Raw genomic sequence first — 21,927 nt, forward strand, 5'->3', positions numbered from 1 at the left:
GCATGAGGTATACGCAGCTTGGACGTACGGGACTGAAGGTCAGCCGGCTGGTGCTGGGGACCATGAACTTCGGGCCGCAGACCGACGAGGCGGACAGCCACGCGATCATGGACGCGGCGCTGGGCGCGGGCATCAACTTCTTCGACACGGCGAACGTGTACGGCTGGGGCGAGAACAAGGGCCGCACCGAGGAGATCATCGGCAGCTGGTTCGCCAAGGGCGGCGAGCGGCGCGAGAAGGTCGTCCTGGCCACCAAGGTCTACGGGAACATGGGCCCGGACGGCGAGGCGTGGCCGAACCAGGACAAGCTCTCCGCGCTGAACATCCGCCGTGCCGTGGACGCCAGCCTGAAGCGGCTGGGGACGGACTACATCGACGTCTACCAGTTCCACCACATCGACCGGAACACGCCGTTCGAGGAGATCTGGCAGGCGGTCGACGTCCTGGTCACCCAGGGCAAGATCCTCTACGCCGGTTCCTCCAACTTCCCCGGCTACAAGATCGCCCAGGCCAACGAGACGGCCCTGCGCCGCGGGAACACCCTCGGCCTGGTCAGCGAGCAGTGCCTGTACAACCTCGCGGAGCGCCGCGCCGAGATGGAGGTCATCCCGGCCGCCCAGGACTACGGGCTCGGCGTCATCCCCTGGTCGCCGCTGCACGGCGGCCTGCTGGGCGGGGTCATCCGCAAGGAGGCCGAGCGCGGGCGCCGCGCCTCCGGCCGCTCGGCCGACGCCCTCGCGGACACGGCCACGCGCACCCGGATCGAGGCGTACGAGGAACTGCTCGCCAAGCACGGGCTGGAGCCCGGCGAGGTCGCGCTGGCCTGGCTGCTGACCCGGCCCGGCGTCACCGGCCCGATCGTCGGACCGCGCACGCGGGCCCAGCTCGACTCGGCGCTGCGCGCGGTGGAGCTGGAGCTGAGCGAGGAGCTGCTGCGGGGCCTGGACGAGATCTTCCCGGGCCCCGGGCCCTCCCCGGAGGCGTTCGCCTGGTAGGAGCACGCGTGAGGCCGCTCCGTACGGGTGCCCGCGCGGAGCGGCCCGAGTGGAGCGGCCTGAGCGAGGCGGCCTGGGTGAAGCGGCCTGGGTGAAGCGGCCTGGGCGGGGCCGTCAGCCGATCGCTGCCGCCACCGCGACGACCACCAGCATCAGCACGAGCGCACCGGCCATGATCCGGTTCCGGGTTTTGGGTTCCACGACGACGAGCCTAACGGGCCGCGCCCAGTGCCCAGCGGGCGACCGGCGCGTAGCGGGGCTGCTCGCCGGGCACGCCGGAGGCCGGCAGACGGCTGTGGACGAGCACCAGCTCGCCCACCGTCCAGCCGGTACCGGCGAATTCCGCGAGGGCGTCGGCGTAGGGCCGCAGGTCGACGTCCCCCTTGCCGCGGGCCAGTGTGAGATGCGCCCGGTAGTGCCGGTGCTCCTCGCCGTCCACCCCGGCCCGCCGTCCGGCCGCCTGGGCCCGCCCGGCCAGCCGCTCCAGCGCCGTGAGGTCGCCCGAGGCCCCGGCCCACAGCGCCCGGCCCCGCCCGAAGGTGCCGCCCCCGGTGACGGCCAGCGGGAACGGCTCGCCCCGCCCGGCCGCGCGTTCCAGGCGCCGCTCCAGCTCGGGCACCCGCTCCTCGGGGACCTCCCCGTAGAAGGCGAGCGTGAAGTGCCAGCCGTCCGGCTCGGTCCACCGCAGCGCGTCGGCCCCGGCCCGCCCGCGCAGCGCGCGTACCTCACGGCCGAGTTCACGCACGGCCTCCGGGGGCGGCAGCACGGCGGCGAAGAGTCTCATCCCCACACCATCGCAGACGGTCCCCGCTACGCTGCGGCACCGTGATCGACGACGTCGAGGTGGCGGTGGCGGCGGCCCGCGCGGGGGCCGAGGTGGTGCGCGACGGCTACGGCCGGGAGCTGGCGCGGGTCGACAAGGGCGCCGGGGACTTCGCCACCGCCGCCGACATCGCGGCCGAGCGGGCCGTCCTGGGCGTGATCCGCGCCGAGCGGCCCGCGGACGCGGTGCTCGGCGAGGAGAGCGGGCGGCACGGAGCAAAGGACAGCCCGCGCCAGTGGCTGGTGGACCCCCTGTGCGGCACCCTCAACTACGCCGCCGGCAGCATGCTCGTGGCCGTCAACGTGGCCCTGCGCGACGGTCCCGCCGCCGTGGCGGACCCCTTCACCGGCGAGGTCTTCTGCACGGACGGCGCGACGGCCTGGCGGCGGGACGGCGTCGGCACCCCCCTGCGCCCCACGTCGGAGACCGCGCTGGTGGACGTCAACCTGGACCCGCCCTTCCCCAGCGCCCCCGGCTTCCGGGCGACCGGCCTGCTGGCGCACCCGGCGTTCGCCGCACGGTTCCGGCCGCGGGTCGTCTCCACGACGCTGGCCCTGGCCTGGGTGGCGGCGGGCAGGCGGGCCGCCTACGTCACCGACGGCGGCGACCTCTCGGGCAGCGTGCACTTCGCCGCCGGGATCGCCCTGTGCCGGGCGGCGGGGTGCGTGGTCACGGGTGTCGACGGCGAACCGCTCGGTCCGCGGGCCCGCGGCCTGGTGGCGGCCGCGGACGCCGGCACCCACAGCCTGTTGATGTCGATGATCCGCGGCCGGCCCTGACGCGCCCCTCACGCCACCGGCGTCAGCTCCCCGCTCCGCCGGGGCACGAACCGCAGGTGCGGCCCCCGTCGCCAGGTGAGCCTCAGGCGCAGGTCGCCCGCGCGGGCGAGGAAGAGGCCGACGACGGCAGCGGCGGCGGCCGAGACGACACCGCCGGCCACGAAGCCGAAGCGGGCGCCGTAGGTGTCGGTGACCCACCCGACGAGGGGTGCGCCGAGCGGCGTGCCGCCCATGAACACCATCATGAACAGGGACATCACCCGGCCCCGCATGGCCGGGTCGGTGGACATCTGCACGGCCGTGTTGGCGGTGACGTTGACCGTGAGGCCGAACGCCCCGATCGGGATCATCAGCAGCGCGAACAGCCAGTACGAGGGCGCCAGCGCGGCCACGGTCTCCACGACGCCGAAGGCCAGCGCGGCCGCGACGAGCACCCGGAACCGTGCGGTGCCGCGCCGCGCGGCGAGCAGGGCGCCGATCAGCGAGCCGACCGCCATCAGGGTGTTGAACAGGCTGTACGCCCCGGCGCCGGAGTGGAAGACGTCGTCGGCGAAGGCGGTCAGCCACACCGGGAAGTTGAAGCCGAAGGTGCCGATGAAGCCGACGAGCACGATGGGCCAGATCAGCTCGGGCCGTCCGGCGACGTACCGCAGCCCCTCCCGGAGCTGGCCCTTGGCGCGCGGCGCGCGGTCGACGGCGTGCAGTTCGCGGGTGCGCATCAGCAGCAGCCCGGCGATGGGCGCGACGAAGGACAGGCCGTTGGCGAGGAACGCCCACCCGGTGCCCACCCCAGTGATCATCAGACCGGCGACGGCCGGGCCGACCAGCCGGGCGGACTGGAAGTTGGCCGAGTTCAGGCTGACCGCGTTCTGGAGCTGGCCGGGGCCGACCATCTCGGAGACGAAGGACTGCCGGGCCGGGTTGTCCACGACCGTGGCGAGGCCGACCGCGAAGGCGGCGACGTACACGTGCCAGACCTGGACGTGTCCGGAGAGGGTGAGGGCGGCGAGCGCGAGGCCGGTGAGCGCCATAGCGGACTGGGTGAACAGCAGCGCGGGCCGCTTGGGCAGCCGGTCGACGAGGACACCGCCGTAGAGGCCGAAGAGCAGCATCGGCAGGAACTGCAGGGCGGTGGTGATGCCGACGGCCGCCGAGGAGCCGGTGAGGCTGAGCACCAGCCAGTCCTGGGCGATGCGCTGCATCCAGGTGCCGGTGTTGGAGACGACCTGCCCGGCGAAGAACAGCCGGTAGTTCCGGACCTTCAGCGAGCTGAACATCGAGGCTCTGCCGGGCGCGGGGGTAGTAGTGGCCGGTGCGGGGACGGAAGCTGCTCCGGGTCCCGTACTCAAAGGGTCGCCTCCTGGACGGATGCCGTGGCTACAGTTGCGCGAGCTTCTCCAGGACGGGGGCGGCGGCGCGCAGGGTGGCCCACTCGTCCTCGTCGAGGCCCTCGACCAGGCCGGCCAGGAACGCGTTGCGCTTGCGGCGGCTCTCCAGGAGCATCGCCTCGGCCTGTTCGGTCCGGGTGACGACCTTCTGCCGCCGGTCCTCGGGGTGCGGCTCGAGCCGGACCAGCCCCTTGGCCTCCAGCAGCGCGACGATGCGGGTCATCGAGGGCGGCTGGACATGCTCCTTGCGCGCCAGCTCGCCCGGGGTGGCCTGTCCGCAGTTGGACAGCGTGCCCAGCACCGACATCTCGGTGGGGCTCAGCGACTCGTCGACCCGCTGGTGCTTGAGTCGACGGGACAGCCGCATCACGGCGGAGCGGAGAGAGTTCACGGCGGCCACGTCGTCGCCGTGGGTGAGGTCCGACATGTCTTTAGCCTAACTCATTACTCTTACTAAGGAACACCACCACGCACGGCGGCCCCCGTGATGTCCGCCACTACGCCCTGCCGTCACCCGTACGAGTGAGACGCTTCCGAAAAATGACGCGTCGGGTGGCGGGATGTGGCGACCCTCGTACGCATGGGGACCAGTGTGCTCAGCCTGCGCATGGACGGGGAGCTGCTCGACAGGCTCCGGGAACGCGCGGCGAGAAGAGGAATGAGCGTGCAGGACTACGTGGTCCGCACGCTCATGAGGGACGACTTCGACGAGCGGTTCCAGACCGCCGTCGACGAGACCGAGAAGTTCTACGGGGTCACATGAGACTCATGTGACCCCGCGGGAACATCGGGCCGGACGCCGGCCGGGTCCGGTCAGGTCAGACCGAGGGCCGGCATCAGGTAGTAGAAGCCGAAGACGGCCGCGACCACGTACATCGCCACCGGGATGTCCCGGCCGCGGCCGGCGGCCAGCCGGAGCACCACGAAGGTGATGAAGCCCATGCCGATGCCGTTGGTGATCGAGTAGGTGAACGGCATCATCACCATGGTCACGAAGGCCGGGATGGCGATGGTGAAGTCGGACCAGTCGATCTCCCGGACCGAGCCCGCCAGGATCAGGAAGCCGACCGCGACCAGCGCGGGCGTGGCGGCCTGGGACGGGACCATGGTGGCGACCGGGGTGAGGAACAGCGCGACACCGAACAGGGCGCCCGTGACGACGTTGGCGAGGCCCGTGCGGGCACCCTCGCCGACGCCGGCGGTGGACTCCACGAAGCAGGTGGTGGCCGAGGAGGAGCTGGCGCCGCCCGCGGCGACCGCGAGGCCGTCGATCAGCAGGACCTTGTTGATGCCGGGCATGTTGCCGTCGGCGTCGGTCAGCTTGGCCTCGTCACTGACGCCCATGATCGTGCCCATGGCGTCGAAGAAGCAGGACAGCAGGACCGTGAAGACGAAGAGGATGCCGGTCAGCACGCCGACCTTGGCGAAGCCCCCGAACAGGCTGACCTGGCCGATCAGACCGAAGTCGGGGGTGGCGACCGGGTTGCCCGGCCACTTCGGGGTGGTCAGGCCCCAGGAGGGCACCTTGGCGACCAGGTTGATGATCACCGCGAGGACGGTCATCGCCACGATGGAGATCAGGATCGCGCCCGGGACCTTGCGGACGATCAGCGCGAGGGTGAGCAGCACGCCCAGGACGAAGACCAGCACCGGCCAGCCGACGAGGTGACCGCCCGTGCCGAGCGTCAGCGGGACGGTGGTCTGGGCGATGTCCGGGATGCGGGTGACGAAGCCGGAGTCGACCAGGCCGATCAGCATGATGAACAGGCCGATACCGATGGCGATGGCCTTGCGCAGTCCGTAGGGGACGGCGTTCATCACGCGCTCGCGCAGACCGGTGGCGACGAGCAGCATCACCACGAAGCCCGCGAGCACGACCATGCCCATCGCGTCCGGCCAGGACATGCGCGGAGCGAGCTGGAGGGCGACGACCGTGTTCACGCCGAGGCCGGCCGCGAGCGCGATCGGGACGTTGCCGATCACACCCATCAGCAAGGTGGTGAACGCGGCGGTGAACGCCGTGGCCGTGACGAGCTGGCCGTTGTCGAGGTGGTGCCCGTACATGTCCTTGGCGCTGCCAAGAATGATCGGGTTCAGCACGATGATGTACGCCATCGCGAAGAAGGTCGCGAAACCGCCACGGACCTCACGGGCGACGGTGCTGCCGCGCTCGGAGATCTTGAAGTAGCGGTCGACGGCGCCGAAAGAGGGCGTACCGCCGGGCTGTTCGGGGGAAGGGGCCTTGGCCTCGGCCGAGGTGGGCATGCGAGTCCTCATCACCATTCAGGGTTCCCCCGAGCCCCTTTGGAGTTTCGTACGAGCAGAAGTGGTCACAGACAAACGGTTTCAGTATGAACGTATGAAGCCTAGATCGCTATCTCCGCGCGTAGATATTCACCGGACGTCCGCAGGGACGTTGGGCTGCCAGGGCGTGGCGCGGGGCCTCGTAAGCTGTGCCCATGACGAAGTGGACCCCCCAGCACGAAGCGCCGGAGCCCCTGGAGGGCCCCGTGGTCGCCACCATCACCGGCGGCACGATCGTGTGGTTCGTCCTCTTCCTGGTGCAGCTCCCCTTCTACGGCTGGTTCCAGGACCACGGCCACCTGTGGTGGGTGTGGACCTGCCTGGCCGGGGCCGGCCTCGGCCTGATCGGCATCTGGTACGTGCGCGGCCGGGACGCGGCGATCAAGCGCGCGGCGGCCGAGCGGGAGACCGCCTCCGCGGAGTGACCCCCGGGTCGTGCGGGACCCCTGGACGGAATGCGGATTCCGTGTTGTCATGCCCACTGCTGTCCGATGACAACGTTGTACAGCGCGCCCCCCAGGTGTTGACAACGTTGTCCTGAACCACCCCTGAGCACGTCCGGCCCACCACCTCAGAGGTTCTTGCATGACATGGACACGGCATATCGGTCGCCTGATGGCCGGGACACTGGCGGCGACCGCGCTGCTGGCCGCCCCCGCCCACGCGCAGGCCGAGCCGCCCGCCCGGCTGACCGATCTCGTCAACCCGTTCATCGGCACCCAGAACGAGGGCAACACCTATCCCGGCGCGGCGGTGCCGTTCGGCATGGTGCAGCTCTCCCCCGACACCGGCCACAACACCGGCTACGACTACGCCCAGGACCACATCCGGGGCTTCTCCCTGGTCCACCTCTCCGGCGTCGGCTGCGGCCTCGGCGGCGACCTGCCGGTGCTGCCCACCACCGGTGACGTCACCAGCACCGACTACGCCCGCTACGCCGCGGGGTTCAGCCACGCCGACGAGTCCGCGAGCCCCGGCTACTACCGCGTCGGCCTGGACTCGGGGATCGAGGCCGAGCTGACCGCGACCGCCCGCACCGGTGTGCAGCGCTACACCTTCCCGGCCACCGACAAGGCCAACGTCCTGCTCAACGCCGGCCAGTCGCTGCACACCAAGGTCGCCACCGAGGTGGAGGTCCTGGACGACCACACCGTGCGCACGAAGCTCACCGGCCGCGGCTTCTGCCAGGACACCCTCCCCTACACGCTCTACACGGTCACCCGCTTCGACCGGCCCTTCACCGCCCACGGCACCTGGACCGGGTCCACCGTCACCGACGGCGCGAAGACCGGGTCCGACGGGGCGTACCTGCGGTTCGACACCACGAAGGACCGCACGGTCGAGGCCACCACCGCCCTGTCCTACGTCGACGCGCGCGGCGCGCTCGGCAATCTGCGGGCCGAGGGCGGCAGGCCGTTCGACGCGGTGCGGGACGCGGCCCGCCGGGCCTGGGAGGACCGGCTGGACGACGTACGGGTGAGCGGCGGCGGCGAGACGCTGCGCCGCACCTTCTACTCCTCGCTGTACCGCTCGTTCCTCGCCCCGAACATCGGCAGCGACACGGACGGCCGCTACACCGGCTGGGACCAGAGAATCCACCGCACCCAGGGCTTCACCTACTACCAGAACTGGTCGCTGTGGGACACCTACCGCACCCAGTCCCAGCTGCTGTCGCTGCTCGCGCCGCGTGAGGCCCGGGACATGGCGATCTCGGTGATCCGGATCGACGAGGAGAGCGGCTGGCTGCCCAAGTGGGGCTACGGCACGGTCGAGACCAACATCATGACCGGCGACCCGGTGACGCCCTTCCTCACCAACGCCTACCAGCAGGGCCTGCTGCACGGCTGGGAGGAGCGGGCCTACACGGCGCTCAGGAAGAACGCCGACGGCGTGCCGCCCGCCGGCTCGCCGGCCGTGGGCCGGGAGGCGAACCGGGAGTACGTCGCCGGCGGCTTCGCCCCCTACGTCAAGGACCGCCCGCACGCCAAGCCCGGCGACTCGGACTACGACCACGGCGCGTCGGCCACCCTGGAGTACGCCCTGTCGGACGCGGTGCTGGCCCGGATGGCGCGCGACCTCGGACACGGCGCCGACGCGGACCGGTACGCGGCCCGGGCGCAGAACTACCGGCGGATCTTCGACGCGTCGACCGGGTTCTTCCGCGCCCGTGACGCCTCCGGCGCCTTCACCGGACCGGCCGACCCGGCCAAGAGCGAGGGCTTCCACGAGGGCACGTCCTGGCAGTACCAGTGGCTGGTGCCGCAGGACCTGCCCGGCGTGGTGGACCTGATCGGCGGCAAGCAGGCGGCCAACGACCGGCTCGACTCCTTCTTCGCCTACGGGGAGTTGACCGAGGACCCGGCGAAGACCGCCCGCGAGGTGTGGGTGAACGGGCCGTACGACTACTACAACGCCGACAAGTACAACCCGCAGAACGAGCCCGACCTGATCGCGCCGTACACCTACCTGTCCACCGGGCAGCCGTGGAAGACGACGGACGTGGTGCACGCGGCGCTGACCCTGTTCACGGACGGGCCGACCGGCATGACCGGCAACGACGACCTGGGCACGATGTCCGCCTGGAACGTGCTGTCGTCGATCGGCGTCTTCCCGGTGCAGCCCGGCTACGACACCTGGGGGCTGTCCACCCCGGTGTTCGACCGGGTCGACCTGACGCTGGACCGCCGCCACTACCCGCACGGCGCGCTCACCATCACCGCGCCGGGCACCTCGGCGGACGCCCGCTACATCCGCTCGGCACGGCTGGACGGGACGGCGTACGGGCGGACGTACCTGACCACCGGGGCGCTGCGGGCGCACCGCTCGCTGTCCTTCACGGTCGGCTCCGAGCCCTCCTCCTGGGGCACCGGGGCCACCGACGGACCGCCCGCGCTGGGCTGATCCGAGGCGTGCTCAGGGGCGCCCCCGACCTGCCTCGGGGGCGCCCCTGGCGTTACCCGGAGATCCGCCCGCCCGGCAGGTGAAGCGGGCATCGGGCACGTAACGTCGAATGCATGACGCATATCGACCCGGGTGCCGGACTGGAACCCGTGCACCCGGTCGCACCGCGCGCCACCCGCCCGGCGGGGCTCACCCGCGCCGAGGTCGCGGAGCGGGTGGCGCGGGGTCTGGTCAACGACGTCCCGGTCCGCAGCAGCCGTTCGCTGGGCGAGATCGTGCGGGGGAACGTGTTCACCCGGTTCAACGCGATCATCGGTGTGCTGTGGGTGGTGACGCTGTTCGTCGCGCCGATCCAGGACAGCCTGTTCGGGTTCGTGATCCTCGCCAACACCGGCATCGGGATCGTGCAGGAGTGGCGGGCGAAGAAGACGCTGGACTCGCTCGCCGTCATCGGGGAGGCCCGGCCGGCCGTGCGCCGGGACGGCGGGGCGGTACGGGTGCCGACCAGCCAGATCGTGCTGGACGACCTGGTGCTGATCGGGCCCGGCGACAAGATCGTGGTGGACGGGGTCTGCGTCGAGGCCGAGGGCCTGGAGGTGGACGAGTCCCTGCTGACCGGCGAGGCCGACCCGGTGGTCAGGCACCCCGGCGAACAGGTGATGTCGGGCAGCTTCGTGGTCGCGGGCGGCGGCGCCTACCAGGCGACCAAGGTGGGCCGGGAGGCGTACGCGGCGCAGCTCGCCGAGGAGGCGTCCCGGTTCACGCTGGTCCACTCCGAGCTGCGGTCCGGCATCTCCACGATCCTGAAGTACGTGACCTGGATGATGGTTCCGGCCGCGCTCGGCCTGATCGTCACCCAGCTCGTGGTCAAGAGCAGCGACTTCAAGAACTCGGTGGCCCGGACCATCGCCGGGATCATCCCGATGGTCCCGGAGGGGCTGGTGCTGCTGACCTCGGTGGCCTTCGCCATCGGGGTGATCCGGCTCGGGCGCAAGCAGTGCCTGGTGCAGGAACTGCCCGCGATCGAGGGCCTGGCCCGCGTGGACACCGTCTGCCTGGACAAGACCGGCACGCTCACCGAGGGCGGCATGGACGTGACCGCGCTGAAACCGCTGGGCGGGGCCGACGAGAGCCGGGTGCGCGAGGTGCTGGCCGCGCTGGGGGCGTCCGATCCGCGTCCCAACGCCTCGCTGCGGGCCATCATCGACGCCTACCCGGACGGCGGGGACGGGGACCGGCGCCCGGTGACCACGCTGCCGTTCTCCTCGGCCCGCAAGTACAGCGGGGCCGCCTTCCGCGACGGCGACGGCGAGGTCACCGGCTGGCTGCTGGGCGCCCCCGACGTGCTGTTGTCCCCCGAAGACCCTGCGCTCGCCGAGACCGGCCGGCTGAACGAGCAGGGCTTGCGGGTCCTGCTGCTGGCCCGCGCCGCCCGTGACCTTCACGGCCCCGACCCGGAGCGCGGGGCCCGGCCCGTGGCCCTGGTGGTGCTGGAGCAGCGGCTGCGGCCGGACGCGGCCGAGACCTTGCGCTACTTCGCCGACCAGGACGTGCGGGCCAAGGTGATCTCCGGGGACAACGCGGTCTCCGTCGGCGCGGTCGCGCACAAGCTCGGGCTGCCGGGCAGGGCGGTGGACGCGCGGCGGCTGCCCGCCGACCGGGCGGACATGGCGAAGGAGGTGGACCGGGCCACGGTGTTCGGGCGGGTCACCCCGCGGCAGAAACGGGAGATGGTCGGCGCGCTCCAGTCGGAGGGGCACACCGTGGCGATGACCGGCGACGGGGTCAACGACGTCCTGGCCCTCAAGGACGCCGACATCGGCGTCTCGATGGGCTCGGGCTCGGAGGCCACGCGCGCGGTGGCGCAGATCGTGCTGCTGAACAACAGCTTCGCCACCCTGCCGTCGGTGGTCGCGGAGGGCCGCCGGGTGATCGGCAACATCACGCGGGTGGCGACGCTGTTCCTGGTGAAGACGGTGTACTCGGTGCTGCTCGCGGTGCTGGTGGTGTGCTGGCAGGTGGAGTACCCGTTCCTGCCCCGGCATCTGACGCTGCTGTCCACGCTCACCATCGGCGTCCCGGCGTTCTTCCTGGCGCTGGCGCCGAACAAGGAGCGGGCGCGGCCGCACTTCGTGCGCCGGGTCATGCGGTACTCGATACCGGGCGGGCTGCTGGCCGGTGCGGCGACCTTCGCGACGTATCTGCTGGCGCGGCATCACTACACCGGCGCGGACGCGCTCGCCGCCGAGACCAGCGCGGCCACCCTGACCCTGTTCCTGATCTCGATGTGGGTCCTCGCCATCGTCGCCCGCCCCTACACCTGGTGGCGGCTGGCCCTGGTGGCCGCGATGGGCGTCGCCTTCCTCTTCGTGCTGACCGTCCCCTGGCTGCAGGACTTCTTCGCCCTGCGCCTGGTGGGCAACACGATGCCGTGGGCGGCGGTGGGAGTGGCGGTGGTGGCGGCGGCCGCCCTGGAGGTCGTCTGGAGATGGGTCGGCCGCCGCTTCCCGGTGTGAGGGTTACTGCACGTCGACGGCGTCGGCCGTGGCGGTGACCGCCGCCGTGTCCGAGGTGCCCGCGAAGACGTAGCGGAAGGAGCCGTCGACCGAGGCGGTGACGGTGGTCTTCAGGTTGCCGCTGCTGTCCGTCTTGACGGTCTTCAGCGTGCTCCAGGCGGTGGAGCCCTTCTTGGCGAACTGCAGCTGCACCGACTGGGCCGAGTAGCCGTAGTACTTCTTGTAGTCCCAGCTCGCGCGGGTCAGGCTGCCGGTGACCGTGAGGGTCTTGCCCTTCTTGACCGGCTCGGGGGCGGCGTCGGTGGTGAGCTTGGAGTAGCGCAGCAGGCTGGTGGTCGCCAGGCCGCCCTGGTCCTTGAAGCCGACCTTGTCGTAGTCGGGGTTGTCCACGTCCTGCCCGTTGAGGGCGGTCGCCTCGGCGGCCACGGACCACTTGCCGGCGTCGGTGTAGGTCAGGTCGCCGTCGGCCGGGTAGATGTCGACGGTGCCGGTGCAGGTGAGCGTCGTGGTGGTGGCGACCTTGCAGGTGGCCTCGTCGTCGCCCTCGACCGTGGCGGTCGGGTCGTCCAGGGAGCCCCGGTACAGGTAGGCGTCGGTGTAGAAGTCGGCCGCGGTGGCGTTGACGTCCGAGCCGTGGGTGAGCGTGTACGTGTAGGTCGTGCTGACCTCGTTGCCGGTGCCGACCTTGATCGACGAGGCGATCTTCAGGTTCGAGAAGCTGACGTTCATCGTGTACGGCGTGCCCTCGCCCGGGGCGGCCTGGGCGGCCGGGACGGCGAAGGCGGAGAGAGCCAGGGCGCCGGTGACGGCGGCCACGGTGGCACGTATGCGCATGTGCGGTTCCCTCTGGGGGGAGAAGTGATCGTGAGTCGGTCGACTCGGGTGATCAGATCCGCGAGGGGAACGCCGAGTTGTACGGCTTGCGCTTTCCGGGGACGGTCTTTGCCGGTGTATTGCCTGTTCAAGGGCACACAGCACTCCGGCCCCGGAGACTGGCGGTCTCCGGGGCCGGGCGTGGGAAAGCGGTGGGACTAGTTCACGGCGACGTAGTCACCCGCGGAGGTCGCCGCGGAGGTGGTGCCGTTCTTCGGGAAGTAGAAGCGCCAGGTGCCGGACGCGTTGGCCGTTGCCGTCGTCTTCAGGGCGCCCGTGGAGGAGGTCTTCACGGTCTTGACGGTGGTGTACGTGCTGCTGCCGGACTTCGCGAACTGCAGCTGCACGGACTGGCTGCCGTAGCCGTAGTACTTGAGGTACGACCAGCTGGCGCGGCTCAGGTTGGCCGTGGCCGTGATGGTCTTGCCCTTCTTCACCGGCTCCGGCGAGGCGTTCATCGAGGTGATCTGCGCGGCGCGCTTGATCCAGACGTTCTTGTAGGCGTCGTCGTCCATGAGGTCACCGTCGTTGCCGAGGGCGCCCGCGTACACGTTCCACTTGCCGGCCAGCGAGCTGTCCCACAGGTCCGACTTCGGGTCGACCTTCAGGGTGAGCTTGCAGGTGGCCGAGGTGGCGCTCCAGTTGTCGCAGTCGGCCTCCTGCTCCGGGAGGACGTAGCCGTCGACACCGTCGGGGTCATCGATGTCCGTGCCGTGCCACAGCATGGCGTAGGCGTCGTAGATGCCCGACGGGTCGGTCGCCGTCACGTAGATGTTGACGGTCTTGACCGCGGAGGTGCCGGCGACGATGTCCTGGTTGCCGTTGACGGTGACCTTGTCGATGGTGACGTCGCCGTCGACGTAGCGCACGCCCGACCGGCCCGCCTTCGCGCCCGCCTTGGCCGCCGCGTCCGCCTTCACGTCCTTCAGGTAGGACGACACCTTGGCCGCCGCGTTCGGCGTCTCGTCGGCGTGCGCGGCCGGGACGGCGAACGCGCCGAGGGCCACCGCGCCGGCGGCGGTGGCGACGGCCAGGCTGGTACGGATACGCATGAGGTTCCCCCCGTCGAGGAGCGCACGGCCGCGGCTCTGTGCCGCCGGGCGCTCGTGTCATGTCTGCTGAGTACGGAGACTCAGCAGACATGACAAACGGGAGTGAGAAAAGGTTGCACGAGAGGTAAAAGTTTCGCGCACAAACTGTCGGGGCCGGTCCTGCCGGGTCAGTCGAACCAGCGGTCGCGCGCCAGCTCCTCGGTGCGGGAGGGGTCCTCCAGCAGCGCCGCCACCTCGAAACGGCGCGGCCACTGGGCGGCCGCCCAGGCGAGCCCGGCGGCGACGCCCTCCAGCGTGGCCGCGTGGAGCACGCCGTCGTCGGTGAGCCGCCAGTCGATCTCGACGCCGTCCACGACGAGTTCCTCGTGCTCGACGTAGTGGCGCGGGGTGCGCGGGCCGAGCAGCGCCCGCACCGGCTCGGGCACCTCGTGCCCGGTGCCCTCGGAGTCCACGGCACCGGTGACGGACTCGCTCAGGCGCCGCACCTGGAACAGCTCGGCCAGCGCGGGCGCCAGCGCGGGCCGTACCGGAAGCAGCGGCACGCCGGAGGTGAAGGGCAGCAGGTCGGGCGAGTCCACGACCACCGCGTCCCGCGCGTCCACCACGACGGCCTCTCCGTCGCGCACGGCCCGCAGCTCGTCCGGCAGCGTCACCTGCTCCGGGTCCAGCTCCGCCAGCGCGCTGTAGAGCCCGTGCAGTTGGACCGGAGTGACGGGGCGGCCGGGGTCGGCGAGCCGCTCCAGGAGTTCGGCGCCGCCGCCGGGCTCGTCCAGCAGCGCGGCCACCGAGGTGCGCACCCCGAGGGCGCGCAGCACCTGCTCGTCGGCGAAGCCGGTGGCGTCCGCCTCGTCGTACAGGCCGCGCAGCAGCGGGTCGCCGCCGGCCGCGAGGAGGCCCGCCGGGCGGCGGCCGTCCAGCACCGGGTGTCCGCGCAGCCACCAGGCGGTGTAGGGCCGTACGACCTCGTGGGTGCCGTCCGGGAGCAGGACGCGGACCGGCTGGACGAGGGCGTCGCGCAGCGGCGGCCGGCTCAGCATGGCCAGCGCCTCGGGCCAGTGGTCGTCGTCCACCAGGTCCAGGTCGCGCACGGCGACGAGTTCGGTGGCGACGGGCGGTACGGGGCTGTCCGGGAAGCGGTCGAGGATGTCCTCGGACCACACGTCCACGGCGTCCAGCAGCCCGGCGTCGTCCGGCTCGGCGAAGTCGCCGTCCCGGGGCTCCAGCTCGTCCGGGTCCAGGACGACGTCGGTGGCCCGGATCAGCGCGAAGTCGGCCAGCACACCGCACGCGGCGAGCGGCTGCTCGCCCCACCTCTCGGCCAGCTCGGCGTCGACGGCGGCGAGTTCGTCCTCGCGGACGATCCGGGCGAACGCGCTGCCGGGCAGGACGAGTTCGCCCGCCGGGGCGAGTTCGCCGTCCTCGTCGGGCAGCGCGAGCGCGCCGAGCCAGGGCTCGTCACCGGGCTCCAGGGCCGCGTCGCGCACCAACGCCAGGACGGTGTCCGCCAGTTCCTCCGCGTCCGGGGCGTCCTCCTCCCAGGTGACGCCGCCCTCGTCGTCCAGCGAGGCGGCGACGGCGGCCCGGACCTGCGGGGTGGTGAGCACCGCGCGCGGGGTCGCGGGCAGCGCGCCCAGCTTCTCCAGCAGGGGGTGGGCGGCGTCGGCGTGGGCCATCTTCAGACCGAGCCTGCCGAGCACCTCCGTGTCCGGCGCGGTGGCTCCCGGCGCGGGCAGCAGCACCTGGCGGGGGCCGATCGTGGTGCGGCCGGTCCCGGCGAGCGGCACGGGCAGCCCGGACAGCCGCTCGGGGTCGACCCCGGCGAGGCTGTCGTAGAGCCGCCACCACCACTCGGGGTCCTTCTCCAGGCCCGCCAGCCGGTCCACGGCGTCGGCCAGCGGCAGCCGGGCCACGCCGAGCGCGCGCAGCTCCGGGCGCCGCTCCAGGCCCGCGGGGAGCAGGGTCGGCAGCACCTCGGCGAGGACGCGCACGGTGTCGGCGCCCGCGCCCTCCACGACCTCGGCGTCCCGGGGGCGCAGCGCCTCCGGGAGGTCCTCGTCGCCCCGCGGAGGCAGGGCCGGGGGCAGGAACGCGGTGCGCGGCAGCCGCTGAAGCACCGCCTGCCGCAGCGCGCCGTCCAGCTCGCCCTTGCCGAGCGGGCCGGGGACGAGGTCGATGGCACCCTCGGTCACCGGACGCCAGCCGGCGAGCAGTTCGGTGTAGGCGTCGGCCGCGCGGTCCACCAGGAAGTCGGTGAGCGGGCCGGGCGCGGCGTGCCGGCGGGTGGTGTCCAGGGGGAAGGACGCGATGAGGACGCCGGGGAAGCCGAGGGGTTCGTCGCTGGGGGTGGGGGCGTGCAGCACGGAGGCGGTGCGGGGGCGCACCGGCCGGCTCTCGCCGTCCTCGGGCACCGCCCAGGTCACCGACCAGTGCGGACGCAGCCGCTCCTCGACGGGACGGTCCGCGAGCAGGGCGGGGTCCAGGGGGCCGTGGGCGGTGACGGTGCGCCAGCGGGTGGCGCCGTGCCGGGAGTCGTCCACGACGGTGACGTCGCCCTCGGCGGCGCGGCGCAGGGTGCGCGGCTCCTGCTCGTTCACCTCGATGACGACCTCTTCGAGGCCCGGCAGGGCGAGCAGCAGGGAGTCGTCCACGGCGTCGAGCAGCCGCTCGGCCAGGCCGGTGGCGGCCGCGTCGCGCAGCGGCAGGATGACGGCGGTGTCGTACGGGTCCGGCGCGGTGCCCTCGGCGGCGAACGGCAGCCGCAGCAGCGGGACGTGCCCGTCCCGGCGGCGCACCTCGTCGCCGAGGCCGGGGCTGTGGCGGGCGGTGTCGGCGGCCAGCCCGCGCGCCTCGGCGAGCGACCAGCGCACTCCGCCGTGCCGTCCGACCAGCGCGGGTTCGTCGGACACGGAGAGCACGGCGGCGAAGCCGACGCCGAACCGGCCGACGGTGACGTGTCCGTCGTGCCGCTCCCGCTTGGCGGAGGCGCGCAGGGTGGACAGCGACTCGACACCGGCGGCGTCCAGGGGGGCGCCGGTGTTGGCGGCGATCAGCACGCCGTCGCGGAGGGTGAGCCTGAGCCGTCCGGGCACCCCGGCGCGGGCGGCGGCGTCGGCGGCGTTCTGGGCCAGCTCCACCACGAGCCGGTCCCGGTAGCCGCCGAGGACGAGGTCCTCCTCGGCGTTGGCGTCCTCACGGAACCGGGCGGGGCTGGTGGCCCAGGCGTCGAGGACACCGCGGCGGAGACGGGCGGTACCGAAGGGGTCGGCGCCCTCGGCCGCCGGCCGCACGTACTTGCTCACGTTCACTCTCCATCATCGACGTGAGTTTCGAAGGTACAGCGACCTGACGGTCTGTCCTTCGCGGCGTACGCGCGGGCGGGCGTGCCCCTACCGGGCCGGGGGCGTGCTGGGATTCCTAGGCGTGGCCCAGTTCCGCCGCTTCGTCGTCGCCCTCGGCCGGGACCGAGCCGGAGTCGGCGGCGGGGCGGAGCGGGAACGGGTCGACCCGGGTCTCGTCCACCACCGGCAGCGGCGGGCGGGGCGGGGTCGGCATGACCGCGGCCTCGGAGTGGGCGCCGCAGCCGTAGGCGAGGGAGACCACGCGGCCGTCGGCCGGGGAGAACTCGTTGCCGCAGACGCCGAACGCCTGGCCCAGCGAGCCGCCGATCGGGGCGAGGAAGCCGCAGCTGGCGCAGGTGGCGGGGGCGGCCTGGGCCATCGCGGTCTTGGGGCCGAACGACTCCTCCCAGCGGTCCGCGGCCACATGCAGGCCGTAGCGGGAGAGGACGCGGGCGCGGCGCATGCCCAGTTCCTCGGCGACCGACGTGATCGAACCGCGGGCGGGCACGGACTGCGCGGCCGGGCTGCCGGGGCTGACGTCGGCGTCCTCGCGCTCGGCCAGCTCGGTCAGGCCCTCCGCCAGGGCGGAGTTCGGCGGCGGCTCCTCCTCGCCGGAGAAGCCGGGCTCCAGGCGCAGGTCCTCCTGGTCGGTGGGGAGCAGGTCGCCGGGGCCGAGGTCGCCGGGGCGGAGCCTTTCGCTCCACGGCACCCATTCGGGGGCCAGGACGGCGTCGCGGCCGGGCAGCAGCACGACCTCGTCCAGGGTGACGATCTTGGCGCGGGAGGCCCGGGCGACGGTGGCGGCCCAGCGCCAGCCCCGGTAGCCGGGTTCCTTGCACTCGAAGAAATGGGTGACGACACGGTCACCCTCCGACACCACGCCGATGTGCTCACCGACGACACCGGGAGCGGCCGCTTCCTCCGCTGCGGTGCGCGCGAGGTCGATCGCCTCGGCGCACAGGCGGTCAGGGGTGCGGCTTCGCGTGGTCGCTGCGCTCACAGGTATCGCTTCTCTCCTACGCCGTCTACGAGTGCGGATGCACTCCGGCGGTGAAGCGGACGGAGCGGACCTGTGGGCCGCATCGACGTCCGCGTCCGATCACGCGCGGGCGCACCTCTGCCATCCATTCTGCGTTATGGCTGAGATACGCACGCTACCCCGTCGCCCGTGGTGGGGGACAGTCCGCGGGCACACGGCGGGTTCCGGACAGGTCCTTCCCGGGGCGGTCCGCGTCGACTCGCTTGGCCGCAAACCGCCCGCCGGACGGTCACTCGGGGCACTATGAAGCACGTGACAGCCACGGACAGGGGGCGCGGTGGCGGCGGTTCGGGCCGCGTCGGCGGTGCCGTCCGCTCCGTCGGCCGTGCCCTGCGCCTGCCGGTGACCGGCACCGCGCGCGGCATCCGGAAAGTCACGCACGCCCACGGCGCGGGCGAGTCGGGGCTCGGCAAACTGATCGAGCTGCACGCGGTGAACGGCGCCGGGGACGTCATGATCACCGTGGCGCTGGCCTCCACGGTCTTCTTCTCGGTGCCGACGGACGAGGCGCGCGGCCGGGTCGCGCTCTACCTCGCCATCACCATGGCGCCCTTCACGGTGCTGGCCCCCGTCATCGGCCCGCTGCTGGACCGGCTCCCGCACGGGCGGCGGGCCGCGATGGCCGGGGCGATGCTGGCCCGCGCGCTGCTGGCGCTGGTGCTGTCGGGGGCGGTGGCGAGCGGCGGCCTGGAGCTGTATCCGGCCGCGCTCGGCGTGCTGGTGGCGTCCAAGGCGTACGGGGTGGTGCGCAGCGCGGTGGTGCCCCGGCTGCTGCCGCCGGCGTTCTCCCTGGTGAAGGCCAACTCACGGGTCACGCTGGCCGGGCTGCTGGCCACCGGGGTGGCGGCGCCGATCGGGGCGGGGCTCCAGACGGTCGGGGACCCGTGGCCGCTCTACGGCGCTTTCGTGATCTTCGTCGCGGGCACCCTGCTGTCGTTCTCGCTGCCGGGGAAGGTGGATTCTGCCAAGGGCGAGGACACGGCGCTGCTGGCGGCCGACGAGGCGCATCTGCACGGGCCGCGGCGGCGGCAGGGCAAGCGGCCGGGGCTGCGCACGGTCGGGCCCGCCGTGACCCACGCGCTGGGCGCCAACGCGGCGTTGCGCTGCCTGTCCGGCTTCCTGATCTTCTTCCTCGCCTTCCTTCTGCGCGAGCATCCGCTGGCCGGGGAGAGCGCGGCGGTCTCGCTGGGCATCGTCGGTGTGGCCGCGGGCGCGGGCAACGCGCTGGGCACGGCGGTGGGGTCGTGGCTGCGGTCCAAGGCGCCGGAGATCATCATCGTGACCGTCGTCGCCGTCGCGCTGGTCGCCGCCGTGGTGGCCGCCCTGTTCTTCGGCGCCGTCCTGGTGGCCTGCCTCGCCGCCGTCGCCGGGTTCGCCCAGGCCCTGGGCAAGCTGTCCCTGGACGCGCTGATCCAGCGGGACGTCCCCGAGGCGGTGCGCACCTCGGCCTTCGCCCGCTCCGAGACGATCCTGCAGATGGCCTGGGTCTTCGGCGGCGCGGTGGGCATCGTGATGCCCCTCAACGGCACCTTCGGCCTGGCCGTGGCCGCCGCCCTGGTCGCCGTGGGCTGGCTGAGCACCCTGCGCGGGCTCCTGGCGGCCGCCCGCCACGGGGGAAGGCCGCGCCCGCGGGTCGCGTGAGGGCCACCGCGCGGCACACGGGGCGGCGTTCGCGTACCCCTCATGGCCACGCGGAGGGGTGTGCCCGATAGCCTTCGGACATGACCTCGCTGCAATCCGCCCCGCGACGCCGCCGGGCGCTCGCCGCCGCCGGTGCCGTTTCCGCCGGACTGCTCGCTCTTTCGGCCTGTGACAAGCCGACGCCCGTCTCCACGGTCACCATCGGGGACAGCTCGGTCAGCTCCGAGGCGCTCTGCTACAACGGCGACAAGACGCTGACCGCCAAGTCGCTCGCGGCGTGCGCGAAGAAGGCCGGCGACGTGAAGACGATCTCCGTGGACCCGGACGGCGACACGGTCCGGGTCGGCGTCGACCCGAAGATCGCGGACGCGGGCTGGGTGCTGCTGGTCAACGGCCGCCAGTTCACCGACGTCAGCAAGAAGACGTACAGCACGATCCCGGGCACCGCGTTCTTCAACGCCCAGTACGGCACCCAGGGCGAGACCAACACGCTGTCCGTCCAGATGGGCACCGGTTCCTCGGCCAAGGGCCTGTGGAGCTACAAGCTCAAGAAGGAGACCTCCTGACGGAGGTACCCGGTCCGGTGAACGCCCGCACGCGCGTCCTCGTCTCCACCGCGGTCCCGGCCGAACGGGACGCGGTGGCACGGGCGTTTCCGGGCGCCGCCGGGGAGGTACGGCTGCCCGGCGCGACCCTGCTGCGCACGGACGGCCCGTGCGACCTGCTGGCCGCCGGTGTGGGCCCCGCCCGCGCCGCCGCCTCCACGGCCACCGCGCTGACCGCGGCCGCGCTCTCGGGCACCCCCTACGGGCTGGTCGTCTCGGCCGGGATCGGGGGCGGTTTCCAGCCGGAGGCTCCCGTCGGCTCGCTGGTGGTCGCCGACGCGATCACCGTGGCGGACCTGGGCGCCGAGAGCCCGGACGGCTTCCTACCGGTCACCGACCTCGGCTTCGGCACCGTCACCCACCTACCGCCGATTTCACTCGTACGAGAGGTCGTGGAGGCCACCGGTGCCCGCCCCGGCACCGTGCTGACCGTCTCCACCGTCACCGGCACCGCCGCCCGCGCCGCCCGACTGCGCGAGCGTCATCCGCGGGCACTGGCCGAGGGCATGGAGGGGTTCGGGGTCGCCGAGGCGGCCGCCGCGCACGGCGTGCCGGTGCTGGAGATCCGCGCGGTGTCCAATCCGGTGGGCCCCCGCGACCGCGCCGCCTGGCGCATCGGCGACGCGCTGACCGCGCTCACCGGCGCTTTCGGGAAGCTCGCGCCCGCTTTGGAGAGTTGGAACACGCATGACGACTGAGCCCCTGCAGATCGCGTACTCGCCCTGCCCGAACGACACCTTCGTCTTCGACGCCCTCGCCCACGGCCGCGTCCCCGGCGCCCCCGCGCTGGACGTGACCTTCGCGGACATCGACATCACCAACGGCATGGCCGAGCGCGGCGAGTTCGACGCGCTGAAGGTGTCCTACGCCGTCCTGCCCTACGTCCTCGACGAGTACGCCCTGCTGCCCTGCGGCGGCGCGCTGGGCCGGGGCTGCGGGCCGCTGGTGCTGACGCGCGAGGCGGGGGCTGGGGGCACCTCCCACGCTTTCGGCAGTGGGGGATTGACGGGGCGCACGGTGGCGGTGCCCAGCGAGCGCTCGACGGCCTACCTGCTCTTCCGCCTCTGGGCCGCCGACACCCTGCCCGAGGGCGTCGGGGAGATCGTGGTGATGCCGTTCCACGAGATCATGCCCGCCGTGCGGGACGGCAAGGTGGACGCCGGACTCGTCATCCACGAGGCCCGCTTCACCTACCAGCAGTACGGGCTGCACAAGCTCGCGGACATGGGCGAGCACTGGGAGCGGACCACCGGGCTGCCGATCCCGCTCGGCGCGATCATCGCCAAGCGGTCGCTGGGCGCCGAGGCCCTCCAGGGCCTCGCGGACGCCGTCCGGGCCTCCGTCCGGGCCGCCTGGGACGACCCGGAGATCTCGCGCGACTACGTCATGGAGCACGCCCAGGAGATGGACCCGGCCGTCGCCGACCAGCACATCGGGCTGTACGTCAACGAGTTCACCGCCGACCTCGGCGAGGACGGGTACGCGGCGATCCGGGGCCTGCTGACGCGCGCGGCGGCCGAGGGCCTCGTCCCGGCCCTCGGCCCCGGCGCGCTGGCGTTCCCGTAGGTCGTGTCCGCGAAGTGGCGTCGTCTGCCCGGAGGGCAGGGCTCGCGGCGTCTGGTGCGTGCGATCGCAAGGCGGAGGGTCGCCCTCGTACTGGATGTACGAGGGCG

General features: G+C 72.7%; 18 protein-coding genes. 10 read left to right on the top strand and 8 right to left on the bottom strand.

Annotated features, from left to right (window positions below):
- The first annotated feature begins 2 nt into the window (after positions 1-2).
- On the top strand, positions 3-995 hold the full coding sequence (locus ABZ898_RS20340; protein ID WP_361660459.1) for an aldo/keto reductase: 993 nt from the start codon (positions 3-5) through the stop codon (positions 993-995).
- A gap of 211 nt (positions 996-1,206) precedes the next feature.
- Here ABZ898_RS20340 and thpR read toward each other — a convergent pair whose 3' ends face one another.
- Complete coding sequence (gene thpR / locus ABZ898_RS20345) at positions 1,207-1,779, bottom strand: RNA 2',3'-cyclic phosphodiesterase (protein ID WP_361660462.1); 573 nt, start codon at positions 1,777-1,779, stop codon at positions 1,207-1,209.
- Positions 1,780-1,820: 41 nt separating this feature from the next.
- Between thpR and ABZ898_RS20350 the strand changes: the two genes are divergently transcribed.
- Positions 1,821-2,597, top strand: coding sequence for an inositol monophosphatase family protein (locus ABZ898_RS20350; protein WP_361660465.1), 777 nt, complete (start codon positions 1,821-1,823; stop codon positions 2,595-2,597).
- 8 nt (positions 2,598-2,605) lie between these two features.
- Here ABZ898_RS20350 and ABZ898_RS20355 read toward each other — a convergent pair whose 3' ends face one another.
- Together ABZ898_RS20355 and ABZ898_RS20360 are read right to left on the bottom strand one after the other, a co-directional pair.
- A complete protein-coding gene (locus tag ABZ898_RS20355) occupies positions 2,606-3,946 on the bottom strand; it encodes an MFS transporter (RefSeq protein WP_361660468.1) in 1,341 nt (446 codons plus the stop codon).
- Between the two features lie 28 nt (positions 3,947-3,974).
- Positions 3,975-4,412 (bottom strand): MarR family transcriptional regulator, encoded by a 438-nt coding sequence (locus ABZ898_RS20360; RefSeq protein WP_361660472.1) that lies wholly within the window; start codon positions 4,410-4,412, stop codon positions 3,975-3,977.
- A gap of 153 nt (positions 4,413-4,565) precedes the next feature.
- Between ABZ898_RS20360 and ABZ898_RS20365 the strand changes: the two genes are divergently transcribed.
- A complete protein-coding gene (locus ABZ898_RS20365) occupies positions 4,566-4,748 on the top strand; it encodes a ribbon-helix-helix protein, CopG family (RefSeq protein ID WP_361660475.1) in 183 nt (60 codons plus the stop codon).
- A 50-nt stretch (positions 4,749-4,798) separates the two neighbouring features.
- On the opposite strand, the gene ABZ898_RS20370 is transcribed toward ABZ898_RS20365, so the two are convergent.
- Positions 4,799-6,250: an NCS2 family permease gene (locus ABZ898_RS20370; protein ID WP_361660477.1), complete on the bottom strand. Its 1,452-nt coding sequence runs from the start codon at positions 6,248-6,250 to the stop codon at positions 4,799-4,801.
- Positions 6,251-6,444: 194 nt separating this feature from the next.
- On the opposite strand from ABZ898_RS20370, the gene ABZ898_RS20375 reads away from it, so the two are divergent.
- The 3 genes from ABZ898_RS20375 to ABZ898_RS20385 all read left to right on the top strand — a co-directional run bounded on the left by ABZ898_RS20375 (position 6,445) and on the right by ABZ898_RS20385 (position 11,706).
- Positions 6,445-6,714 (top strand): DUF2530 domain-containing protein, encoded by a 270-nt coding sequence (locus ABZ898_RS20375; RefSeq protein ID WP_361660480.1) that lies wholly within the window; start codon positions 6,445-6,447, stop codon positions 6,712-6,714.
- Positions 6,715-6,874: 160 nt separating this feature from the next.
- On the top strand, positions 6,875-9,190 hold the full coding sequence (locus ABZ898_RS20380) for a GH92 family glycosyl hydrolase (protein WP_361660483.1): 2,316 nt from the start codon (positions 6,875-6,877) through the stop codon (positions 9,188-9,190).
- A gap of 113 nt (positions 9,191-9,303) precedes the next feature.
- The gene (locus ABZ898_RS20385; protein ID WP_361660486.1) at positions 9,304-11,706 is read left to right on the top strand and encodes an HAD-IC family P-type ATPase; all 2,403 of its coding nucleotides are present in this window, start codon (positions 9,304-9,306) and stop codon (positions 11,704-11,706) included.
- 3 nt (positions 11,707-11,709) lie between these two features.
- Here ABZ898_RS20385 and ABZ898_RS20390 read toward each other — a convergent pair whose 3' ends face one another.
- The 4 genes from ABZ898_RS20390 to ABZ898_RS20405 form a co-directional block, all read right to left on the bottom strand.
- A complete protein-coding gene (locus ABZ898_RS20390; protein ID WP_361660489.1) occupies positions 11,710-12,540 on the bottom strand; it encodes a hypothetical protein in 831 nt (276 codons plus the stop codon).
- A gap of 197 nt (positions 12,541-12,737) precedes the next feature.
- A complete protein-coding gene (locus tag ABZ898_RS20395) occupies positions 12,738-13,631 on the bottom strand; it encodes a calcium-binding protein (RefSeq protein WP_361660491.1) in 894 nt (297 codons plus the stop codon).
- A gap of 167 nt (positions 13,632-13,798) precedes the next feature.
- Positions 13,799-16,930 (bottom strand): molecular chaperone Hsp90, encoded by a 3,132-nt coding sequence (locus tag ABZ898_RS20400; RefSeq protein ID WP_361660494.1) that lies wholly within the window; start codon positions 16,928-16,930, stop codon positions 13,799-13,801.
- A gap of 115 nt (positions 16,931-17,045) precedes the next feature.
- Positions 17,046-17,969: a DUF3027 domain-containing protein gene (locus tag ABZ898_RS20405; RefSeq protein ID WP_361660497.1), complete on the bottom strand. Its 924-nt coding sequence runs from the start codon at positions 17,967-17,969 to the stop codon at positions 17,046-17,048.
- 282 nt (positions 17,970-18,251) lie between these two features.
- On the opposite strand from ABZ898_RS20405, the gene ABZ898_RS20410 reads away from it, so the two are divergent.
- From ABZ898_RS20410 to ABZ898_RS20425, 4 genes are all read left to right on the top strand, one after another.
- A complete protein-coding gene (locus tag ABZ898_RS20410; protein ID WP_361660500.1) occupies positions 18,252-19,649 on the top strand; it encodes an MFS transporter in 1,398 nt (465 codons plus the stop codon).
- Between the two features lie 80 nt (positions 19,650-19,729).
- The gene (locus ABZ898_RS20415; RefSeq protein WP_361660503.1) at positions 19,730-20,215 is read left to right on the top strand and encodes a DUF2771 domain-containing protein; all 486 of its coding nucleotides are present in this window, start codon (positions 19,730-19,732) and stop codon (positions 20,213-20,215) included.
- A 17-nt stretch (positions 20,216-20,232) separates the two neighbouring features.
- Positions 20,233-20,952 (top strand): futalosine hydrolase, encoded by a 720-nt coding sequence (locus ABZ898_RS20420; protein WP_361660506.1) that lies wholly within the window; start codon positions 20,233-20,235, stop codon positions 20,950-20,952.
- Positions 20,942-21,820, top strand: coding sequence for a 1,4-dihydroxy-6-naphthoate synthase (locus ABZ898_RS20425; protein ID WP_361660509.1), 879 nt, complete (start codon positions 20,942-20,944; stop codon positions 21,818-21,820). Before ABZ898_RS20420 ends, ABZ898_RS20425 begins: the two co-directional genes overlap by 11 nt.
- The last annotated feature ends 107 nt before the right edge of the window (positions 21,821-21,927 follow it).

The sequence above is a fragment of the Streptomyces sp. NPDC046860 genome (assembly GCF_040645115.1).
Taxonomy (GTDB): Bacteria; Actinomycetota; Actinomycetes; order Streptomycetales; family Streptomycetaceae; genus Streptomyces.

Coding starts and splice junctions, on each gene's coding strand:
- ABZ898_RS20385 (WP_361660486.1), top strand. CDS start 9,304: ATGACGCATATCGACCCGGGTGCCGGACTGGAACCCGTGCACCCGGTC.
- ABZ898_RS20375 (WP_361660480.1), top strand. CDS start 6,445: ATGACGAAGTGGACCCCCCAGCACGAAGCGCCGGAGCCCCTGGAGGGC.
- ABZ898_RS20380 (WP_361660483.1), top strand. CDS start 6,875: ATGACATGGACACGGCATATCGGTCGCCTGATGGCCGGGACACTGGCG.
- ABZ898_RS20395 (WP_361660491.1), bottom strand. CDS start 13,631: ATGCGTATCCGTACCAGCCTGGCCGTCGCCACCGCCGCCGGCGCGGTG.
- ABZ898_RS20340 (WP_361660459.1), top strand. CDS start 3: ATGAGGTATACGCAGCTTGGACGTACGGGACTGAAGGTCAGCCGGCTG.
- thpR (WP_361660462.1), bottom strand. CDS start 1,779: ATGAGACTCTTCGCCGCCGTGCTGCCGCCCCCGGAGGCCGTGCGTGAA.
- ABZ898_RS20365 (WP_361660475.1), top strand. CDS start 4,566: ATGGGGACCAGTGTGCTCAGCCTGCGCATGGACGGGGAGCTGCTCGAC.
- ABZ898_RS20370 (WP_361660477.1), bottom strand. CDS start 6,250: ATGCCCACCTCGGCCGAGGCCAAGGCCCCTTCCCCCGAACAGCCCGGC.
- ABZ898_RS20390 (WP_361660489.1), bottom strand. CDS start 12,540: ATGCGCATACGTGCCACCGTGGCCGCCGTCACCGGCGCCCTGGCTCTC.
- ABZ898_RS20410 (WP_361660500.1), top strand. CDS start 18,252: ATGAAGCACGTGACAGCCACGGACAGGGGGCGCGGTGGCGGCGGTTCG.
- ABZ898_RS20425 (WP_361660509.1), top strand. CDS start 20,942: ATGACGACTGAGCCCCTGCAGATCGCGTACTCGCCCTGCCCGAACGAC.
- ABZ898_RS20415 (WP_361660503.1), top strand. CDS start 19,730: ATGACCTCGCTGCAATCCGCCCCGCGACGCCGCCGGGCGCTCGCCGCC.
- ABZ898_RS20360 (WP_361660472.1), bottom strand. CDS start 4,412: ATGTCGGACCTCACCCACGGCGACGACGTGGCCGCCGTGAACTCTCTC.